The organism is Sandaracinobacteroides saxicola (assembly GCF_014117445.1).
GTDB classification, from domain to species: domain Bacteria; phylum Pseudomonadota; class Alphaproteobacteria; order Sphingomonadales; family Sphingomonadaceae; genus Sandaracinobacteroides_A; species Sandaracinobacteroides_A saxicola.
The window spans coordinates 163,134-182,997 of sequence record NZ_CP059851.1; the positions used below are offsets into that span (position 1 = coordinate 163,134).

Annotated in this window: 17 protein-coding genes; 13 read left to right on the forward strand and 4 right to left on the reverse strand. The window is 69.1% G+C overall.

Annotated features, from left to right (window positions below; genetic code table 11):
• Together H3309_RS00790 and H3309_RS00795 are read right to left on the reverse strand one after the other, a co-directional pair.
• Complete coding sequence (locus H3309_RS00790; protein ID WP_182296595.1) at nt 1–819, reverse strand: alpha/beta fold hydrolase; 819 nt, start codon at nt 817–819, stop codon at nt 1–3.
• Nucleotides 819–3,059 (reverse strand): TonB-dependent receptor, encoded by a 2,241-nt coding sequence (locus H3309_RS00795; protein WP_182296597.1) that lies wholly within the window; start codon nt 3,057–3,059, stop codon nt 819–821. The genes H3309_RS00790 and H3309_RS00795 overlap by 1 nt, the downstream gene beginning before the upstream one ends.
• A 151-nt stretch (nt 3,060–3,210) precedes the next feature.
• Between H3309_RS00795 and H3309_RS00800 the strand changes: the two genes are divergently transcribed.
• From H3309_RS00800 to H3309_RS00845, 10 genes are all read left to right on the forward strand, one after another.
• Entirely contained in the window at nt 3,211–4,080 is an 870-nt protein-coding gene (locus H3309_RS00800) for an amidohydrolase family protein (RefSeq protein ID WP_182296599.1), read from the forward strand.
• On the forward strand, nt 4,077–5,573 hold the full coding sequence (locus H3309_RS00805; RefSeq protein WP_182296601.1) for a class I adenylate-forming enzyme family protein: 1,497 nt from the start codon (nt 4,077–4,079) through the stop codon (nt 5,571–5,573). Before H3309_RS00800 ends, H3309_RS00805 begins: the two co-directional genes overlap by 4 nt.
• A 12-nt stretch (nt 5,574–5,585) precedes the next feature.
• Nucleotides 5,586–7,751, forward strand: a complete 2,166-nt coding sequence (locus tag H3309_RS00810; RefSeq protein ID WP_182296602.1) for a TonB-dependent receptor — start codon at nt 5,586–5,588, stop codon at nt 7,749–7,751.
• Complete coding sequence (locus tag H3309_RS00815; protein ID WP_182296605.1) at nt 7,751–8,167, forward strand: nuclear transport factor 2 family protein; 417 nt, start codon at nt 7,751–7,753, stop codon at nt 8,165–8,167. The genes H3309_RS00810 and H3309_RS00815 overlap by 1 nt, the downstream gene beginning before the upstream one ends.
• Nucleotides 8,164–8,787 carry a cysteine hydrolase family protein gene (locus H3309_RS00820; RefSeq protein ID WP_182296607.1) on the forward strand — a complete coding sequence of 208 codons (624 nt, stop codon included), beginning with the start codon at nt 8,164–8,166 and terminating at the stop codon, nt 8,785–8,787. Before H3309_RS00815 ends, H3309_RS00820 begins: the two co-directional genes overlap by 4 nt.
• Nucleotides 8,774–9,274: a VOC family protein gene (locus tag H3309_RS00825; RefSeq protein WP_182296609.1), complete on the forward strand. Its 501-nt coding sequence runs from the start codon at nt 8,774–8,776 to the stop codon at nt 9,272–9,274. The genes H3309_RS00820 and H3309_RS00825 overlap by 14 nt, the downstream gene beginning before the upstream one ends.
• Nucleotides 9,274–9,729: a hypothetical protein gene (locus H3309_RS00830; RefSeq protein ID WP_182296611.1), complete on the forward strand. Its 456-nt coding sequence runs from the start codon at nt 9,274–9,276 to the stop codon at nt 9,727–9,729. The genes H3309_RS00825 and H3309_RS00830 overlap by 1 nt, the downstream gene beginning before the upstream one ends.
• Entirely contained in the window at nt 9,717–11,297 is a 1,581-nt protein-coding gene (locus H3309_RS00835) for a GMC family oxidoreductase (RefSeq protein ID WP_182296613.1), read from the forward strand. Before H3309_RS00830 ends, H3309_RS00835 begins: the two co-directional genes overlap by 13 nt.
• 113 nt (nt 11,298–11,410) lie before the next feature.
• Nucleotides 11,411–12,994 (forward strand): DNA polymerase III subunit gamma/tau, encoded by a 1,584-nt coding sequence (locus H3309_RS00840; protein ID WP_182296615.1) that lies wholly within the window; start codon nt 11,411–11,413, stop codon nt 12,992–12,994.
• Complete coding sequence (locus H3309_RS00845; RefSeq protein WP_182296617.1) at nt 12,991–13,305, forward strand: YbaB/EbfC family nucleoid-associated protein; 315 nt, start codon at nt 12,991–12,993, stop codon at nt 13,303–13,305. The genes H3309_RS00840 and H3309_RS00845 overlap by 4 nt, the downstream gene beginning before the upstream one ends.
• Before the next feature lie 9 nt (nt 13,306–13,314).
• Here the strand turns inward: H3309_RS00845 and H3309_RS00850 are convergent, their stop codons facing one another.
• Entirely contained in the window at nt 13,315–14,469 is a 1,155-nt protein-coding gene (locus tag H3309_RS00850) for a 3-hydroxyacyl-CoA dehydrogenase (protein WP_207791535.1), read from the reverse strand.
• 63 nt (nt 14,470–14,532) lie between these two features.
• Between H3309_RS00850 and nadA the strand changes: the two genes are divergently transcribed.
• The 3 genes from nadA to nadC are packed head-to-tail and all read left to right on the forward strand — an operon-like array spanning nt 14,533 to nt 18,461.
• Entirely contained in the window at nt 14,533–15,525 is a 993-nt protein-coding gene (nadA, locus tag H3309_RS00855; RefSeq protein WP_182296621.1) for a quinolinate synthase NadA, read from the forward strand.
• Between the two features lie 9 nt (nt 15,526–15,534).
• On the forward strand, nt 15,535–17,625 hold the full coding sequence (locus tag H3309_RS00860; RefSeq protein WP_182296623.1) for a prolyl oligopeptidase family serine peptidase: 2,091 nt from the start codon (nt 15,535–15,537) through the stop codon (nt 17,623–17,625).
• Entirely contained in the window at nt 17,622–18,461 is an 840-nt protein-coding gene (gene nadC, locus H3309_RS00865; RefSeq protein WP_182296625.1) for a carboxylating nicotinate-nucleotide diphosphorylase, read from the forward strand. Before H3309_RS00860 ends, nadC begins: the two co-directional genes overlap by 4 nt.
• Here nadC and H3309_RS00870 read toward each other — a convergent pair.
• Nucleotides 18,446–19,753, reverse strand: coding sequence for a hemolysin family protein (locus tag H3309_RS00870; protein ID WP_182296627.1), 1,308 nt, complete (start codon nt 19,751–19,753; stop codon nt 18,446–18,448). The genes nadC and H3309_RS00870 overlap by 16 nt on opposite strands.
• Nucleotides 19,754–19,864: the final 111 nt, after the last annotated feature.

The window sequence follows — 19,864 nt, forward strand, 5'->3', positions numbered from 1 at the left end:
TCAATGTCTGGCCGCGAAATCGCCGAGGGCGGTGTTGAAGCCGGCGGGATCATCCCAGAAGGGGCTGTGGCCGGCGTCTGGCAATTCCACCAGCGTGGCGTCGGGGATGCGTTCCGCCATCCAGCGGCCGACCTCGCCGGGCATCACCGGGTTGTTGCGGCGGCCGTAGATCAGGAGGGTCGGCAGGCTGATGCCGGCGAGCATGGCGCGGCTGTCGGGCTTCACCATGTCGTCGATCAGGTCGGCGACCGCGTCGGTCGGGGTCAGCCAGGTCTGGCGGGTCATCTCCGCCAGCGTGTCCGCGTCGGGGGTCGTGGCGAAGCAGCCGAGCAGGAAACCGCCGAGCGCGGCGGTGCGGTCGGCGCGGACGCCGGCGGCGAAACCCGCACCGGCTTCGGGCGGGAAATCGCCGAAGGTCGGATGCGCCCAGCCCTCGGCATTGGTGAGCCGCGGCGTCATCTCGGACAGCCACAGGCTGCGCAGGCGGCCGGCGCCGTGGCGTTGCAGATAGTCGAGCACCACCATGCCGCCGAAGGCAACGCCGCCCAGGCAGAGGTCGTGCAGGTCGAGCGCGGCGATGACATGGGCGAGGTCGTCGGCGCACTGCGCGATGCTGTGGCCGTGGCTGCCCTTGCCGGACAGGCCCTGGCCGCGCAGGTCGAGCGTGATGACGCGGTGCCGCGCAGCGAGCGCCTCGAGATTCTTCTGCCAGAAATAGCCGGCGGGAAATTGCAGCCCCTGGAGCAGCAGCAGCGGCCGCCCCTGGCCGCGGTCGTCGATCCACAGCGGCACGCCATCGGGCAGCGTCAGCGTGCCCATCAGAATTTCACCGACGCGCGCACGCCATAGGTGCGCGGCGGCGCGACATAGGCCTGCCCCACCAGCTGCGGGTTGAAGGCGCCGGATTCGAGCACTTCGGTGAAATAGGTCTCGTTGGTGAGGTTCTGCACAAAGCCGCCGAGCGAGAAACGGTCGTTCGCCGACGTCCAGGTGAGCGAGGCGTTGGCGGTGACGGTGCCGCCCTGCGCGATCAGCGGCCGGTTGAACTGGGTGAAGAACATGTCGGACTGGTGGCGCAGGTCGCCGCGCAGGTTGACCTTGCCGGCATCGCCCAGCTCGGCGGTGTAATCGACGAAGGCGGTCAGCACCCATTGCGGGGCGCGCGGCAGGCGGTTGCCCTTGAGGTCGATGGGATTGGCGGCGTCGCAGCCGGGGCTGACCGGCGCGGTCGGCTGCGTCGGATCCCCGGTGCAGAATTTGCGGTATTTGGTGTCGAGATAGGCGAGCGTGCCGCCGACCTGCAACCCTTCCGTCGGGCGCGCGGTGAACTCCGCCTCGGCCCCCCAGATGCGGCTGCTGGCGGCGTTGGTCAGCACCGATTGCAGGTTGACGATCTGGCCGACCTGCTGGTTCGTGTAGTCATAGTAGAAGCCGTTGGCGTTCAGCGTGAATTTCCGGTCGGCGGTCTGCAGTTTCACGCCGGCCTCATAGGCCCAGACCTTTTCCGGCTCGAACGCCGGCTGCACCGCCAGCAGGTTGAAGCCGCCCGACTTGAACCCGCGCGTCACCGAGGCGTAGAGGTTGGTGCTGTCCGACGCCTCATAGGCAATCACGAAGCGCGGGGTGAAGGCGTTGAAGTCCCGGTCGAGGCTGGGCGTGCGCACGAACGGCGCCCCGAAGTTGATCTCGTAGCGATAGGTGGATTTGCGGTTCTCGTGGCTGTAGCGGCCGCCGATGGTGAGCTTCAGCCGGTCGGTGGCCTGCCAGCGCACTTCGCCATAGCCGGCGAGCGCGCTGGTCTTGGCGGTGCCGTCGATGGCGATGTAGAAGGGCAGGCCGGCGCCGAAGGTGAAGGGAAGGGCGATGAAACTGTCGCCGGTCTCCCGGAAATAAAAGCCGCCGAGCAGCCATTGCAGCGGGCCGTCGCCCTTCGAGCTCAGTTGCAGTTCCTGGCTCCACTGCTCGTTGCGGTCCTGCTGGATATAGTTGACGTAGAAGGTGTCGGCGCCGTCGCCGTCGTTGAACCAGTTGAAGCGCGTCTTGCGATAGCCGGTGATGGAGGCGACATCGACGCCACCGGCATCATAGCCCAGGTGAAGCGCCACACCGGTCTGCCGGGTCAGGAAAAAGTCGCTGCGCTTGCTGCCGACGCCGCGGGTGAAGCCGGGGATCGCCGGTTCGAACCCCTGGTTGACGGTGCGCAGGTTGCCCGGCGCGAAGGCGGTTGCGCCGCCGCCGAAATCGGCGTTGGGCAGGGCGCCGGGCCGGTTCAGATATTTGTAGGCGGGAAGGTTGGACCGGTCCTCCAGATGCTCGACCGAAAGGCGCGCGGTGAACGGCCCGCCATCGTCATAGCCCAGCTGGCCCCGCACCGCCCAGACATCCTTGCTGTCGAGGTCGCCGAAGCCGCGTGACCGGGCGTTGGCGTTGGTGTTGGTGGTGAAGCCGTCGCGCCAGCTGCCCAGCGCCGCGACGCGCAGCGCCCAGCCGCCGCCCAGCGGCGCATTGATGTGGCCATCAACCCGGACCGCGTTGTAATTGCCATATTCGCCGGTCAGGTGGGCGCTGAAACGGTCGGCATCGGGGGCGTTCGGAATGACGTTGATGACGCCCCCGGTGGCATTCCGGCCATAGAGCGTGCCCTGGGGTCCGCGCAGCACCTCCACCCGGTTGATGTCGAACAGGTCGAACAGGCCGGCGGCCGCGCGCGCGACATAGACGCCATCGCTGTGGACGGCGACGCCGGGGTCGCCGGCGATGGTGTAATTCTCGTTGCCGATGCCGCGGATGCTGATCTTGCCCACGACGCTGCGCTGCACCAGCAGGCCCGGCGTCAGGTCGGAGAGTTGTTCGGTGCCGCGGATGCCGGCGGCCTCCAGCGTGCTGCCGGACAGGGCGGTGATCGAGATGGGCACATCCTGAACCGAGGCCGCCCGCCGTTCCGCGGTGACGATGATCTCGTCATCGGCCGGGGCGGTCGCCGTCTGGGCCAGCAGGGGCGCCGCCAAGGCGGCGCAGCCGAGCAATGCGATGCGAATCGGGCGGTAGAAACGGGTCATCCATGGCCTCCCTGACCAGCGGCGCCGGATGCAGTTCCCGGTCTGCCATCGGCGGCAACCTGTCACAGGCCAGGGGGCGCGTCAAGTCTTGTCCATGAACATATTGACAGCATCCACAGATATGGACACATTGCAGGAAAGGGAGACGTTTGTGGCGGGGTTCATCGACATCGTCGTCAACCAGTTCGGACCCGAGGAAGTGGCGGCCGGCCAGACCGGCTTCGACGCCGCCTTCATGGCGCAGGTGCGCATGCCCGAGGCGATGCGCGGCGGGGTGGGGATCGACGACTATCTGCGGATCATGGACGCCGCCGGGGTGGAGCACAGCCTGCTGATCGCGGTGCGCGCGGGTGACCGACGCTGGAAGGGCAGTTTCGAAATCCCCTATGAGCAGGTGGACCGCTGGTGCCGCGCGCATCCCGACCGGTTCAGCGGCCTCGCCGGTGCCGACCCGACACGGGGGCTGGCGCAGCTGAAGGATCTGGACGAAGCGCGCGACCGCGGTTTCGTGGGTGTCCACGCCTATCCGCACTGGTTCAGCCTGCCGCCCGATGCCGCCCGCTGGTATCCGATCTACGCGCGCTGTGCCGAGCTTGACCTGCCGTTCATGCTCCAGGTCGGGCAGAACCTGATCTATCAAAAGGATGTGCGCCTGCCGTCGGTGGCGCGGCCGATCCTGCTGGACCAGGTCGCCATCGATTTTCCCGAGCTGACGCTGATCGGCATCCATGTCGGCACGCCCTGGGCCGACGAGATGATCGCCATGGCGTGGAAACATGCGCGCGTCTTCATCGGGCTGGACGCCTATGCGCCGAAGCATCTGCCGGCCGGCCTGGTGCAGTATATGGACAGCTATGGCGCGGACAAGGTGCTGTGGGGCACCGACTGGCCGGTCATCGATCCGCGCCGCGCGGTGGAGGAAATGCGCGCCCACAATCTGCGGGCCGAATCCTTCGCCAGGGTGATGCGCGGCAATGCGCTGAAGGTGTTTCCGGCGCTCGCCGGGCGGATGGCGCGATGAGCGCGGCGCGGCGCGAGATGACGCTGGCGGGCGGCATCCTGGCGGCGGCGGCGCGCTGGCCGGACCGTGCCGCCATCGAGCATGCGTCGGGCACGACCAGCTACCGCGCGCTTGCCGACGCCATCCGGCGTGCCGCCAACATGGCGCGCGCGCGCGGGCTGGAACCCGGTGACCGGGCGCTGCTGATGGCGGCGAACACGCCCGCCTATGTGGAGATCGTCGCCGGCCTGTCCGAAGCCGGCGTCATCGTCGTGACGCTGTCGCACCGGCTGACCGTGGCCGAGGTTGCCGCGATCATCGACGACTGCACGCCGCGCCTGCTGCTTGCCGACGGCGCGAGCGAGGCCATCCTGCGCGCGGCGGCGCCCGGTCTGCCGCTGGTCAGCGTTCCCGGCGGCTGGCGCGCGCTGCTGTCGGGCGCCAGCGCGGCGCTGGTGGCGGGCCCGGCGGAAACCGACAGTTTCGCCATGGCCTATACCAGCGGCACGACGGGCGCGGCGAAGGGCGTGATGCTGTCGCACCGCTCCCGCGCGCTGATGTTCATGGCGATGGCCGGCGAATATGGCTGCTTCGGCCCCGGCGACCGTTTTCTGGCGCTGACGCCGATGGCGCATGGCGCGGGGTTCGCCTTTGCCGCCGCGCCGCTGTTTTATGGCGGCACCTGCGTGCTGGCCGACAGCACCGATCCGGCCTGGATCGCCGAGCGCATCGCCGCACCCGACATCGACGGCGTCTTCGTGGTGCCGACCATCCTGTCGCGGCTGGGCGGCCTGCCCGCCGGCGCGTGTCTGCGCGGCGCGCGGCTGCGCACCATCATCAGCAACGCCGCCGCGCTCGCCCAGCCGCTGAAGGAGATGGTGATCGAGCGGTTCGGCGACGGGCTGCTGCACGAGACCTACGGCTCGACCGAGGCGGGCATCGTCACCAACATCCGCCCGGACGAGCTGCGGGCGCGCCCCGGTTCGGTCGGCACGCCCTTTCCGCTGATCGAGCTGTCCTTGCGCGACGATGCCGGCGCCGAAGTGCCCGCGGACACGCCGGGGGAGCTGTTCGTGCGCGGTCCCTATGCCTTCAACGGCTATTGGAACCGCCCGGAGGCGACCGCCGAGGCGCTGTGCGATGGCTGGGTGACGGTGGGGGACGTGGCGACCCGCGATGCGCAGGGTTTCGTGCGGATTGTCGACCGGAAGAAGGACATGGTCGTCTCCGGCGGGATCAATGTCTGGCCCGGCGAGATCGAGGCGGTGCTCGCCGCCGTGCCGGGCGTGCGGGAGGCCGCGGTGGTCGGGCTGCCCGACGGCGAATGGGGGGAGCGGCTGCACGCCTTCATCGTCGGCACCGCCGCGCCCGAGGCGCTGGCGAGCGCCGTCCGCGCCCGCCTGGCCTCCTACAAGGTGCCCAAGGGTTTCAGCTTTCTGGACGAACTGCCGCGCAACGCCGCCGGCAAGCTGTTGAAGCGCGAGCTGCGGGACCACCCGGTCACGACAGGATGAAGGAGGCAGGGGATGAAACGCCAGGTTGGACGGATTTCGATGGCGGCACTGCTGTGCGCCTGCGCGGGCGGTGCGCTGGCGCAGGCGCCGGCGGCCGGGGCGGGCGCGAAGGACAGCGACGAGATCGTGGTGACGGCGCAGCGCCGCGCCGAACGCCTGCAGGATGTGCCCATCGCGGTTACCGCGATCGACAGCGCGGCGTTGCAGGCGCGGCAGATGACGCAGCTGGTGGACATCATGGCGACGGTGCCCAATCTGCACGCCTCCAACAACATCGGGCAGGGTTCGGCCACCACCGTGTTCATCCGCGGCGTGGGGGAAACCGAATCGATCGTCGCCATCGACCCGCCGGTGGGCTTCTATGTCGATGACGTGCTGATCGCGCGGCAGGGCGTCAACAACATGGCGCTGTTCGACATCGAGCGGATCGAGGTGCTGCGCGGGCCGCAGGGCACGCTCTATGGCCGCAACACGTCGGCGGGTGCCATCAAGGTGGTGACGAAGAAGCCCGAGTTCGAAAACGGCTTCCTGGGCGAGGCGAGCTATGGCCGTTTCGACACCTGGATGCTGAAGGGCAGCGCCAACCTGGCGCTGGGACCGGCGACGGCGGTGCGGCTGAACGCGATGGTCGGCGATGGCGATGGCGACACCTTCAACCGCGTGCTGAACAAGCGCGTCAACGGCACCGAGACGGTGGGCGTGCGCGGCCAGCTGCGGCATCAGGCGGGCGATGTCGAGATCAACCTGTCGGCGGATTTCGCGCGCGGCAACCAGAATGGCCGCTATGGCGTCGATGTCTCGGGCCTCCTGCGGCCGCCGGCGCCCAGCCTCTACATCTCCTCCACCGGCACCGACATGCGCAATATCGGCAAAGCCTGGGGCTTTGCCGGCACGGTCGAATGGCCGCTGTCGGACGCGCTGACACTGAAGTCCATCACCGGCTATCGCGCCACGCAGCAACGCTATAACCTGGAGCTGACCGACCAGAACCCCAGCCTCTATCTGGTCTATTCCGATGTCGACAGTCGCCAGTTCACCCAGGAATTGCAGGCGAACGTCACGCAGGACCGCTTCAACCTGGTTGCCGGGCTTTATTATTTCAACGAGCGCAGCACGCAGTTCATCGGTGACTATATCTTCAGCAGCTTCTTCTTTCGCAAGGACATCCGCGTGCGGGCTGATGCCATCGCCGGGTTCGCGCAGGGAACGTTCAGGCTGACCGACACGCTGTCGCTGATCGCCGGCGGGCGGCTGACGCACGAGGTGAAGGCCATCGACATGTCGCTGAAAGGCGATTTCACGGGCACGGACCGGCAGTTCGCCGATTTCGCCGGCGTGCCGCTGTTCACCAACAGCACCATCTGCGGGCAAGTGATCCCGCAGCGGCCGAAACCCGTCGCCTGCCGGCTTTCGGTGACGCGCTTCACCCCGCGCCTGGGGCTGGAGTATAAGCCCGACGAGGATCTGATGCTCTATGCGAGCTGGACGCGCGGCTTCAAATCGGGCGGCTGGTCGGCGCGGGTGAACAGTGCCGCGGAGTTCCTGGATTTCGATCCCGAGCAGATCGACAGTTACGAGGCGGGGCTGCGCTCCAGCCTGCTCGACCGCCGCGCCACGGTGAACCTGACCGGCTTCTATTATGATTACACCAACCGCTTCGCCTCCGGCACCACGCCCTCGGGCGGGTTCGGCATCGCCATCACCGACGCGAAAATCTGGGGTGTCGAGCTGGAGACGAGCTGGCGGCTGGCACCCGGCGTGCGCGTCACCGGCAACCTCGCCTGGCAGGACAATTCGCTGTCGCGCCCGGCCACCGCGACGATCATTTTGGGCGACCGGTTGCAGCGGTCGCCGGCGTGGCAGGCGTCCGCCGGGCTCTATGTCGACACGCCGGTCGCCGAGCGCCTGAACCTGCTGGCCAGCGCCGACTATAGCTACATGTCCAAGCATTTCGTCAGCCCGCAAAATTTCGCCAGCACGGAGACCGGTCCGATCAACCTGGTGAACGCCTCGCTGGGGGTGCGGCTGGATGGCCGGCACGAGCTCAGCGTCGGCTGCCGCAACTGTTTCCAGGCCAATTATTTCAACCAGGCGCTGCCGTTCCCGGCGTTTGGCTTCGTCACCGTCTATCCCGGCGCCCGGGCCAGCTGGACGATCACGGCAAGGACCCGTTTCTGATGGACAGCCTCTCCCCCCGCGACCGCGCGGTCGCCTGCCTTCGCGCCTTCTGGGCCGCCGACCTCGACGCGACCTTCAGCCACTTGGCGCCGGGCGCGGTCTTCCGCTTCGCGCCCTCCATGCCCTACAGCGCCGAGGCCGGACGGGACTGGGACGCGCGGGTGGCGTTGCGGCGCATCATCGACGACCTGTTCACCACCTTCGACGCCGAGGGGCCGCTGACCGTCGAACTGACCGGAACGCTGGCGGAAGGCACGGAGGTTGCGGTCGAATATACCGCCCGCGGCACGGTGCGCGGCGGGCGGGTCTATGCCAACGACTATCTGATGCGCGTCAGCGTCGGCGCCGATGGCCTGATCACCCGGCTGATGCCCTATAACGACACGCGGCTGCTGTTCACGCTGATGATGGAATGACACGCCTTGATCCCAGCCACACCGCGCTGCTGCTGATCGACATGCAGCACGGCTTCCTGTCGCCCGGCGGTTCGGTCGCGCGCATCGGCTTTCCGGTCGGGCTGCTGGCACCGGCGGTGCCCGCATGTGCGCGGCTGCTGGCGGCGGCGCGGCGGCAGGGCATGCCCATCGCCCACACGCGCTATGTCTTTGAACCCGGCCTCACCGATGGCGGCGTGATGGTGGATGACATGCTGCCCGAGCTGCGGCGGGAACGGGCGCTGGTGCGCGGCTCGGCGGACGCGGACATCATCCCCGACCTGGCGCCGGCCCCCGGCGAGCGGGTATTCGACAAGAACCGGCCCTCGGCCTGCCTCAACACCGGGCTGGAAGCCTGGCTGCAGGCGGGCGGCATCCGCCAGGTCATCGTCGCCGGCGTGACCACCAGCGTCTGTGTGGAGACCAGCGTGCGCGACCTGGCGCAGCGCGACTGGCGCGTCATCATCGCCGAGGATGCCGTCGCCGAATATGATGCGGAACGCCATGCGGTCGCGCTGAAGACGCTGGGCCTGCTGTTCGCGCGGCGGATGATGACGGCGGAGATCATCGCCGCGATGGAGGATGCGGATGCCGCTGCCTGACCGCCTCTACCAGGTCGCCTTCATGGTCGATGACCTTGAGACCGCCTGCCACCGCTGGGTGGCGACCGCCGGCGCGGGACCCTTTTTCGTGATGGACCCGATGGCCTTCATCGATCCCGCCCCCGCCGATCCGGGCATCGCCATCGCGCTCGGCTATTCCGGCGACCTGTTCATCGAGCTGATCGCGGTGCGCGGCCCCGGACCCTCGATCTTCCACGGCCATGCCGCGAACGGCCTGCACCATGTCGCGCGGCTCTCGGCCGATGTCGATGCGACGCTCGCCGGACTGGCGACGGCGGGCCACCCGACCGTCTTTACCGGCGCCTTCGCCCCCGCGACGCGCATGGGCTTTGCCGATACGCGCGCCGCGCTCGGCTGCTATACCGAGGTCATCGAGGCCAACGCCGACATCGATGGCGCGCTCGCCTTCATCCGCGCCGCGCACGATGGCTGGGACGGGCGCGATCCGGTGCGGACCTTCGGCTGATGCTGGGCAGACGCCGGCTGCTGCTGGCGGGCGCCGCCACGGCGCTGGCCCTCGCGCTGCCGCTGCGCGCCGCGCCCGCGCCATCGCTGCTGCAGGCCGCGCGCGACCTGTTTCCGCACGATGATGTGCCCGACGCCGACTATGCCGCCACGCTCGCCGGCCTGTCGCCGGAATTGACCACCACGCTTGTCGGCCTGCTCGACACGCCGACAGTCCATGCCTCGCTGTCGCCTGCCGAGCGAAAGGCCCGGATGGCCGTGCTGCTGCCGCAACCGGCGATGCAGGCGCTGCGCGCCACCGTGATGATCGGGCTTTACGGCAATCTCGCCGTCACGCGCCGCTTCGGCTACCAGGGGCCCAGCCTCGCCGACGGCGGCTATCTCGACCGCGGCTTCGATGCGCTGCCCTGGCTCCCGCGCGCGCCGCGGGGCGGAGGCGAACCATGGTGGCCCTGAGCCTCGGGGAGCCGCAGATCGTCATCATCGGCTCCGGCGCCGCCGGCGGCACGGTCGCGCATGAGCTGACGCGGCGCGGCCACCGCGTGGTGCTGCTGGAGGCCGGCAAGCGCATCGAGCCGGGCGATTTCCACCAGGAGGACATGCCGGCCTATGCGCAGCTGAGCTGGCTCGATCCGCGCGTCGCCACCGGGGACTGGCTGGCGGCGCGCGTCGCGCCCGATCGCCCGGCCTGGGTGGTGAAGGCGGTCGGCGGCTCGACGCTGCACTGGAACGGCCTGGCCTATCGCGCGCAGCCGCATGAGCTGCGCGCGCGCTCCACCTATGGCGCGGTTGCCGGCAGCAGCCTTGCCGACTGGCCGCTCGACCATGCCGAACTCCTGCCCTGGTATGGTCGGGCCGAAGCGAAGCTGGGCGTCACCGGCACGCATGGCATCGCCGCCCACCCGGCCACCGCGCATTACAGCCTGCTCCACGCCGGCGCGCGGCGGGTGGGATACCGCCGCATCAGCAACGCCCGGCTTGCCATCAACAGCGCCGCGCGAGACGACCGCCCCGGCTGCCAGCAGCTGGGGTTCTGCAACCAGGGTTGCATGATCAGCGCCAAATGGTCGACGCTGGTCAGCGAGATCCCCAAGGCCGAGGCGACCGGCCGGCTCGACCTGCGCACGGAATCGACGGTGGTGCGCATCGAGCATGGCGCCGACGGCCGCGCCGATGCCGTCGTCTATGCCGACGCCACCGGTGCGCTGCATCGCCAGGCGGCGCATGTCGTGGTGCTGGCGGCGAACAGCATCGAGACCGCGCGCCTGCTGCTGTTGTCGGACAGCAACCGCTTCCCGCGCGGTCTCGCCAACGGCTCGGACCAGGTCGGCCGCAATTACATGCGCCACGTCACCGGCCTGACCTACGCCGTCATGCCCGGCCCGGTGAACATGCACCGCGGCATCGTGACGCCCGGCACGGTGTTCGACGAGGCGCGGCACGACCCGGCGCGGGGCTTCGCCGGCGGCTATCTGATGGAGGCCGCCGGCCTGTCGCCGCTCAGCGTCGCGCTGCTGCTCGATCCCGCGGGCTGGGGTGCCGACTATGCCGGCTTCATCGCGCGCTACGACCATCTCGCCGGGATGCTGATGAATGGCGAGGAGCTGCCGAGCGCCGACAATCGCGTGACGCTGGACGACAAGGTGAAGGATGCCCGCGGCCTGCCGGTCGCGCGCGTCCATGTGGTGGAACATGCGCACACCCGGGCGATGCGCGCGCATTTCTTCGAGCGTTCCGCCGCGCTCTACCGGTCGCTGGGCGCCACCGACATCCGCCACGGCCAGCCCGCCTCGGCAACACACAACATGGGCACCGCGCGCATGGGGGATGATCCCGCGACCAGCGTGGTCGACCGCTTCGGCCGGGCGCATGAGGTGCCCAACCTGTGGATCGTCGACGGCAGCATCATGCCCACCAGCACGGCGGAAAATCCCACGCTGACCATTGTCGCGCTGGCGTTGCGGGCGTCGCACCGCCTCGCCGGCCGGCATCTGTCGGGAAGCGCCGCCACAACAAAAGCTTAGGCCGGCACTCTGCGGATCGCCCGGTCGCCGCAGGACAGGGCCGGCGGCTTTCATCCCGCCGGGCATGATTTCGCCGGCTTGCCTTCGCCCCGCGTCCGCGCCACAGGCAGCGCATGTCCGAGGCCCCCGCCTATCGTGTGCTCGCGCGCAAATACCGGCCGCAGGGCTTCGATGCGCTCATCGGCCAGGATGCCATGGTGCAGACGCTGGGCAACGCCATCGCCAAGGGGCGGCTGGCGCAGGCCTGGCTGCTGACGGGCGTGCGCGGGGTGGGCAAGACCTCGACCGCGCGCATCATCGCCAAGGCACTGAACTGCACCGGCCGCGATGGCACGGGCGGGCCGACGATCAGCCCGTGCGGCGTCTGCGATGCCTGCACTGCCATCACCGCCGGCCAGCATATCGACGTGATCGAGATGGACGCCGCATCGAACACCGGGATCGACGACATCCGGGAGATCATCGAGGCGGTGCGCTACGCCACCGTCTCCGCGCGCTATAAGATCTACATCATCGACGAAGTGCACATGCTGTCGAAAAACGCCTTCAACGGCCTGTTAAAGACGCTGGAGGAGCCGCCGCCGCATGTGAAGTTCATCTTTGCCACCACCGAGGTGGCGAAGGTGCCGGTCACCATCCTGTCGCGCTGCCAGCGTTTCGACCTGAAGCGCGTGCCTGTCGAGCTGCTCGCCGCGCATTTCGCCGGCATCGCCAAGGCCGAGGAGGTCGGGATCGAGCCCGAGGCGCTGACGCTGATCGCCCGCGCGGCGGAGGGCAGCGTGCGCGACGGCCTCTCCATCCTCGATCAGGCCATCGCCCATTCGGCGGGCAGCGTCACCGCGGCGCAACTGCGGGACATGCTGGGCCTCGCAGACCGTGGCCAGACCCGCGCGCTGATGGCACTGCTGCTGGCGGGTGACGCGCCCGGTGTGCTCGCCCATGTCGCCCACGCCCATGCGCTGGGCGTCGAGCCGCAGGCGATGCTGAACGACCTCCTCGATCTCACCCACGGCCTCACCCGCGCCCGCCTGTCCGGAAGCACCGATGTCGCGCTGGCGCAGGAAGACCGCGCGATGATGCAGGATTGGGCGGCGGCGCTGGACTTCCCGCTGCTGCACCGGCTGTGGCAGCTGCTGCTGAAGGGGCTGGCGGAAACCAATGCCGCGCCCAATCCGATGCAGGCGGCGGAAATGGCGCTGCTGCGCATCTGCCATGCCAGCAGCCTGCCCGATCCCGCCGAACTGGTGCGGCGGCTGAGCGAGCAGGCCGATGCGCCGGCCGCTCCCGCCGCGCCGCCGCCGCGCGCGCCCATGGTGCCGGCGGCGCCGGCCGCCCTGGCGGCCATCCCGCCCGATTTCGCCGCGCTCGTCGCGCTGTTCGAGGGGCGGGAGCCGATGCTCGCCAACCTGTTGCACGATGCGGTCGCGCTGGCCGACTATGCGCCGCCACGCCTCGCGCTCAGTGCGTTGCGTCCGCTCGACGCGGGCTTTGCGAAACAGCTGGCCGCCCATCTGGCGGAATGGACGGGCGCCGCCTGGGATGTGTCCGTCACCCGCGGCGAGGGCCAGAGCCTGCATGCCGCTGCCATGATTGCCGAGGCGGCGCGGCGGGAGGCAGCGCTGGCCGACCCCACGGTCAAGGCGCTGTTCGCCGCCTTTCCCGATGCCGAACTCATTGAACCACGGAGTGCCGCATGAACCTCGACGATATCATGCAGATGGCCAGCAATGTGCAGGAGCAGATGGCCAAGGCGCAGAACGACCTCGACCGGATCGAGGTGGAGGGCAGCAGCGGCGGCGGCATGGTCAAGGTGCGCGCCACTGCCAAGGGCCGCATCCTGAAGCTGGACATCGCGCCCGAACTGCTGACGCCCGCGGACAAGGACATGGCCGAGGACCTGATCGTCGCCGCCTTCAACGACGCCCGCGCCAAGGCCGACGCCGCCGCCCACGCCGAAATGCAGAAGATGACCGCCGGCCTGCCGCTGCCACCGGGGTTCAAATTCTGAAGCCCATCGTCAACCCCGTACCCCGGCCCAGTACATCGGCCCGCCCGTGGCGCGCGGCCAGCCATAGCCGTTCACCCACACCACATCGATGTCGCTGGCGCGCTGGGCGATGCCCTCGGCCAGGATCGCCTTGCCCTCGGCGATGAAGGGCGTCATCAGCCGGTCGAGAATCTCCTCCTGCGAGATCGATCGCGGTGTCACGCCCTTCTCCCGCATGAAATCGCGGATCAGCGTCTCCACCACGGGGCTCGGGGTGCGCTTGCGCTCGGCATCATAGTCATAGAAGCCGGCGCCGGTCTTCTGCCCGCGCCGGTCCATCTCGCACAGCCGGTCGCGGATGGTGGCGCCGGTCGATGTCTCCCGGCTCCAGCCGATGTCCAGGCCGGCGAGGTCGCTCATCTGGAACGGCCCCATCACCATGCCGAAATCAGTGAGCGCCTTGTCCACCTCCCACGGCATCGCGCCTTCCAGGATCAGCGCCTGCGCCTGTTCCTGTCGCTTGCTCAGCATGCGGTTGCCGATGAAACCGGGGCACACGCCGCTGACGACCGGCACCTTGCCGATCTTCACCCCGATTTCCATGGCGGTTTTCAGCACGTCGGGCGCGGTGGCGGCGCCGCGCACCACCTCCAGCAGGCGCATGACATTGGCCGGGCTGAAGAAATGCATCCCCAGCACATCGGCGGGACGGTTCGTGGCGGCGGCAATCTCGTTCACGTCCAGATAGCTGGTGTTGCTGGCCAGGATCGCGCCGGGCTTCGCGATGCCGTCCAGCCGGGCGAAAATCTCCTTCTTCAGCGCCATGTTCTCGAACACCGCCTCGATGACCAGGTCGCAATCGCCGAGCGCCTCCATCGACAGCGTCGGCGTGAAGCGGCCCATGCGCGCCGCCACCTCGTCCGCCGTCAGCTTCCCCCGCGCGGCGCTGCGGTCATAATTGCCGCGCACCACCTTCAGCCCGCGGTCGAGCGCCGCCTGCGCCGTTTCCACGATCGTCACGGGCACGCCGATGTTGGCGAAGTTCATCGCGATGCCGCCGCCCATCGTCCCCGCGCCGATGATCCCCACCCGTGTCACCGGCCGGGTCGGCGTGTCCGCCGGCAGGTCGTCCACCACCGGCGAAAGCCTCTCCGCCGCGTCGATATGGGCCAGGGCGTCGCTCATCTCTTTTCCTTCGCGCTGTTCGCGCCTATCTGACGCGCAGCTCGCCCGCATGGAAGGCCGAAAATGGATGCCCGCCTGAACTTTGGCCGCAACCCTGTGGGAACCGACCTGCGCGCCGAGATCGACCGTCTGCGGCGCGACAGGAACGCGATCATCCTCGCCCATTATTACCAGAAGCCGGAAATCCAGGACCTGGCGGACTTCGTCGGCGATAGCCTCGAACTCAGCCGCAAGGCGGCCGAGACCGACGCCGAGGTCATCGCTTTTTGCGGCGTGCGTTTCATGGCGGAGGTGGCGAAGATCCTGTCGCCGGAAAAGACCGTGGTGCTGCCCGACATGGATGCCGGGTGCAGCCTGGAGGACAGCTGCCCGCCGGACGCCTTCGGCCGCTTCCGCGCGGCGCACCCCGATCACCTCAGCCTGACCTACATCAACTGTTCGGCGGCCGTGAAGGCGCACAGCGACATCATCGTCACCAGCAGCAGCGCTGAAAAGATCCTGAACGCGCTGCCCCGCGACCAGAAGATCCTGTTCGCGCCGGACAAGCATCTGGGCGCCTGGCTCGCCCGCAAGACCGGCCGTGACATGCTGCTGTGGGACGGCAGCTGCATCGTGCACGAGGCGTTCAGCGAGACCGAGCTGCTGAAGCTGAAGGCGCTGCACCCCGATGCCCCGGTCGCCGCCCACCCCGAATGTCCGGGGCACATCCTGGACCATGCCGACATGATCGGCAGCACCAGCGCCATCCTGGCCTTCGCGCTGGCGAGCCCCGCCCAGACCATCATCGTCGCCACCGAGCCGCACATCATCCACCAGATGCAGCTGAAAGCGCCGGAGAAACAATTCATCGGCGCGCCCGGTGCCGACGGCAAATGCAACTGCAACGATTGCCCCTACATGGCGCTCAACACGCTGGAAAAACTCTATCTGTCGCTGCGCGACCTGACCCCGCGGATCGACGTGCCGGAACCCCTGCGCAGCCGGGCGCTGCTGCCGCTGAACCGCATGCTGGACATCGCCGCCGGCAAACCGACCGATCTCACCCCAGCCCTCTGAAGGATGAAGATGCGCTTCATGACCGCCGCGCTCGCCGCCACCCTCGCCGTCGCCGCCCATGCCGCCGCGACTGACCCGCACCAGTGGCTGGAGGATGTCACCGGCGACAAGGCGCTCGCCTGGGTGCGGCAGCAGAATGCGAAATATCTGCCCGAGCTGGAGGCCGTTCCCGGTTTCGCCGCATGGCGCGAACGCGCCGAGGCGCAGCTGACCGACCCGCGCCGCATCGCCATGCCCTCGGGCGCCGGCGGCGGCTCGGTGACGGCGACGCAGGTGCATAATTTCTGGCGGGACAAGGCGAACGTGCGCGGCCTGTGGCGGGTGACCAGCCGCGCCGCCTATGACGCCGGCAAGCCCGAATGGACGACGCTGCTCGACATGGACGCGCTCGCCAAGGCCGAAGGTGCCAACTGGCAGTTCGGCGGCGCCGAATGCCTGCCCGCGCCTGCCACCCGCTGCCTCGTCGGGCTGTCGGACGGCGGCAAGGATGCCGAGACCGTGCGCGAGTTCGACCTGGCGACCCGCCAGTTCGTGCCCGCCAGCGCCGGCGGCTTCGTCTCGCCCGAAGCGAAGCAGACCGCCGCCTGGATCGACGAGAACACGCTCCTCATCGCCAGCGACTTCGGCCCCGGCAGCCTGACGACCAGCGGCTATGCCCGCACGGTGAAACGCTGGACGCGCGGCACGCCGCTTGCCGCCGCCACGCCGCTGCTGACCATCGCCGAGGGCGAAATGGGCGTCTGGCCCGCCGCCTGGGGCAGCGGGGCCAACCGGCGCGTTGCCGTCAGCCAGCGCACGGGATTCTGGACGGGCAAGATGCTGCACCTGATGGCGGACGGCAGCCTGGTCGCCGGCCCGTTGCCCGATGATGCCGATGTGCAGTTCATCGCCGCGACCGGCGGCACCCCGCGCGCCTACGCCCTGCTGCGCACCGATTGGCGGCAGTTCAAGGCCGGCAGCCTCGTCGCCTATCCCGTCCCCACCACCGGCGCCATGCCGGCGGAAAGCGTTGCCCTGGTCTATGCCCCCAGCGGCAACCAGGCGATCGCCGGCGTCGATGCGACCGACGCCGCCGTCTATATCAGCCTGCTGGCGGATGTCGCCGCGCGCCTGAAGCGCCTCACGCCCGGCAATGAAGGCTGGGGGCAGGCCGACGTCGCGCTGCCGGCCAACAGCGCGGTCACGCTGGCGGGCAGCAGCGATGGCGACGACAGCGTCTTCTTCACCGTCGCCGGCTTCACCGATCCCAACCGGCTGATGCTGGCGAAATCCGGTGCCGCGCCCGCCACCATCGCCAGCAACCCCGCCTTTTTCGACGGCGGCAACTTCACCGTCAGCCAGCGTTTCGCCATCTCGAAGGATGGCACGCGCGTGCCCTATTTCATCGTCCGCCCGCGCGATGCCAAGGGCCCGCTGAAAACCCTGCTGTGGAGCTATGGCGGCTTCGAAATCCCGCTGACCCCCGCCTATGCCGGCCCGGACGTGCAATTCTGGCTGGAGGACGGCAACCAATATGTTGTCGCCAATATCCGCGGCGGTGGCGAATATGGGCCGTCCTGGCACCAGTCCGCCCTGCTGGAAAACCGCCAGCGCAGCTATGATGACCTGCACGCCGTGGCCAAGGCGCTGAAGCGCGAGAAGCTCGCCAGCAAGATCGCCGTCCATGGCCGCAGCAACGGCGGCCTGATGGCGGCGGTCGCCTACACCCAGCGCCCCGACCTGTACGATGCCGCCATGGTCGGCGTGCCCTTGGCCGACATGCAGCGCTATCACCTGCTGCTCGCCGGCGCCTCCTGGATGGCGGAATATGGCAATCCGGACGATCCGAAACAGTGGGCCTATATCCGCCAATATTCTCCCTATCAGAACATCCGGAAAGACGTGAAATACCCCCGCGTCTTCTTCTACACCTCGACCAAGGATGACCGCGTCCACCCCGCCCACGCCCGCAAGATGGCGGCGCGCATGCAGGAACAGGGCCACCCCATCTATTATTACGAGAATATCGACGGCGGCCACGCCGGCGTCGCCAACCTGAAGGAAAGCGCCTACCGCAGTGCGCTGATGCTCGCCTATCTGAACCGCGAACTGGGCAAATGATCGACGGCTTCGACGTGGCCGGCTTCGTTGCTGCCACGCTTGCCGAAGACCTCGGCGAGCGTGGCGACGTTACCAGCACCGCCTGCATCCCCGCCGATGGACGGTTGACCGCCGTGCTCAGCAGCCGGGATGCCGTCACCGTCGCCGGCCTGCCGCTGGCGGCGGCCTTCTTCCGCGCGCTCGATCCCGTCTGCACGGTCGAACCGCTGGTCAAGGAGGGCGACAGCGTCACGGCCGGCACCGCGCTGCTGCGCGTTGCCGGCAACGCCCGCGCGCTGCTGTCGGCGGAACGCTCGGCGCTCAATACGCTCCAGCATCTCACCGGCATCGCCACGCTCACCGCAGCTTATGTGGCCGCGATCGCCGGCACCGGCGCCACCCTGCTCGACACGCGCAAGACCATCCCCGGCATGCGCCGCCTCGCCAAATATGCCGTGCGCATGGGCGGCGGCACCAACCACCGCGTCGGCTTGTTCGACGGTTTGCTGATCAAGGACAACCACATCGCCGCCGCCGGGGGCGTGACCGCCGCCGTGTCCGCCGCCAGGGCCGCGAACAGCGGGCTTCCTGTGCAGGTCGAGGTCGACACGCTCGACCAGATCGAGCCCGCGCTCGCCGCCGGCGCCGACCGGCTGCTCTTGGACAACATGTCGCCGCCGCTGCTGGCCCGCGCGGTCGCGCTGGTCGCCGGTCGCGTCCCGACCGAGGCGTCGGGCGGCGTCAACCTCACCACCATCCGCGCCATCGCCGAAACCGGCGTCACCTTCATCAGCGTCGGCCGCCTGACGCAGAGCGCGCCGGCCGCCGACATCGGCATGGATTATGGGTCGGGCTGAACGCGGCTGACCAGCAGCTTGTCGATCTTGCGCCCGTCCATGTCGATCACTTCGAACCGCCAGCCGCGCGCCTCGAAATGCTCGCCCGTCGCGGGAATGTGCTCCAGCTCCGCCAGCACGAAGCCGGCGACGGTCTGGTAATCCCGCTCCTCGGGCAGCTCGAACCCCAGCGTCTCCGCCAGCTCGTCCGCCGCCATGCCGCCGCTCACCAGCAGGCTGCCATCCTCGCGCGTCACCAGATGCGGGTCCAGCTCGTCGTCCATGTCGCTCTTGAACTCGCCGGCGATCGCCGCCAGCAGGTCGGCGGGCGTCACCACGCCTTCGAAATGGCCATATTCGTCGATCACCAGCGCCATCGGCACCGCGGCATCGCGCAGCGCGGTCAGCGCGTCGGTCGCGTCCGCCACATCGGGCACCGCCGGCGCGGCCTTTGCCAGCGCCCGCAGGTCCAATGGCCGGCCCTCCAGCAGCGCCGCCAGCGCGTCGCGCGCCTGCACCACGCCGATGATGGTGTCGATGTTGCCGTCCGCCACCACGATCCGCGTGTGCGGCGTCGCGATCAGCCGCGCCCGCACCTCGTCCTCGCCGGCGCTGGCGTCCAGCCAGTCCACCTCCACCCGCGGCGTCATCACCCCGCGCACCGGCCGGTCGGCCAGCCGCATGATGCCCGAAATCAGCGCCCGCTCGCTCTCCTCGATCACCCCGGCGCTCTCGGCGTCGGTCACCATGCTGCGCAACTCCTCCTCGGTCACGGCATGGTCGGCGTCGCGTTTCAGCCGCAGCAGCCGGAACACCAGTTGCGAGGATTGGTCGAGCAGGAACACGAACGGCCGTGTCACCCGGGTCAGCAGGTCCATCGCCGGCGCCACCGCCGCCGCCAGCGGCTCCGGGGCGCGCAACGCGAACTGCTTGGGCACCAGCTCGCCGATGATCAGGGAGACATAGGTGACGATGACGATCACCAGGGCGAAGCCCACATCATCGGCCACCGACGCCGACAGGCCGAACCAGCCCTCCAGCCGCGCCGCCACCGGCCCCGCCAGGCTGGCGCCTGAAAAGGCGCCGTTCGCCACCCCGATCAGGGTGATGCCGATCTGCACCGCCGACAGGAACCGGCCGCTGTCCGCCGCCAGCGCCAGCGCCCGGCCGGCGCCGCGTCGCCCGGCGCGCTGCATCGCCTGCAACCGCGGCCGCCGCGCCGACACGATCGCCAGCTCGGCCATGGCAAAAAAGCCATTGAGCGCGATCAGCGCGAGGATGATGGCAACATCCGTCCAGGGAAAGGCGGGCATGGTCGGCCCCCTTATGCCGTGCACACCGCCCATCGGCAAGCAACGCGACGCCGCTTCCCGCGTTGGTCAGGCAGGATTAAGCCACGCCGGGCCAGATGTGCCGCACCCAAC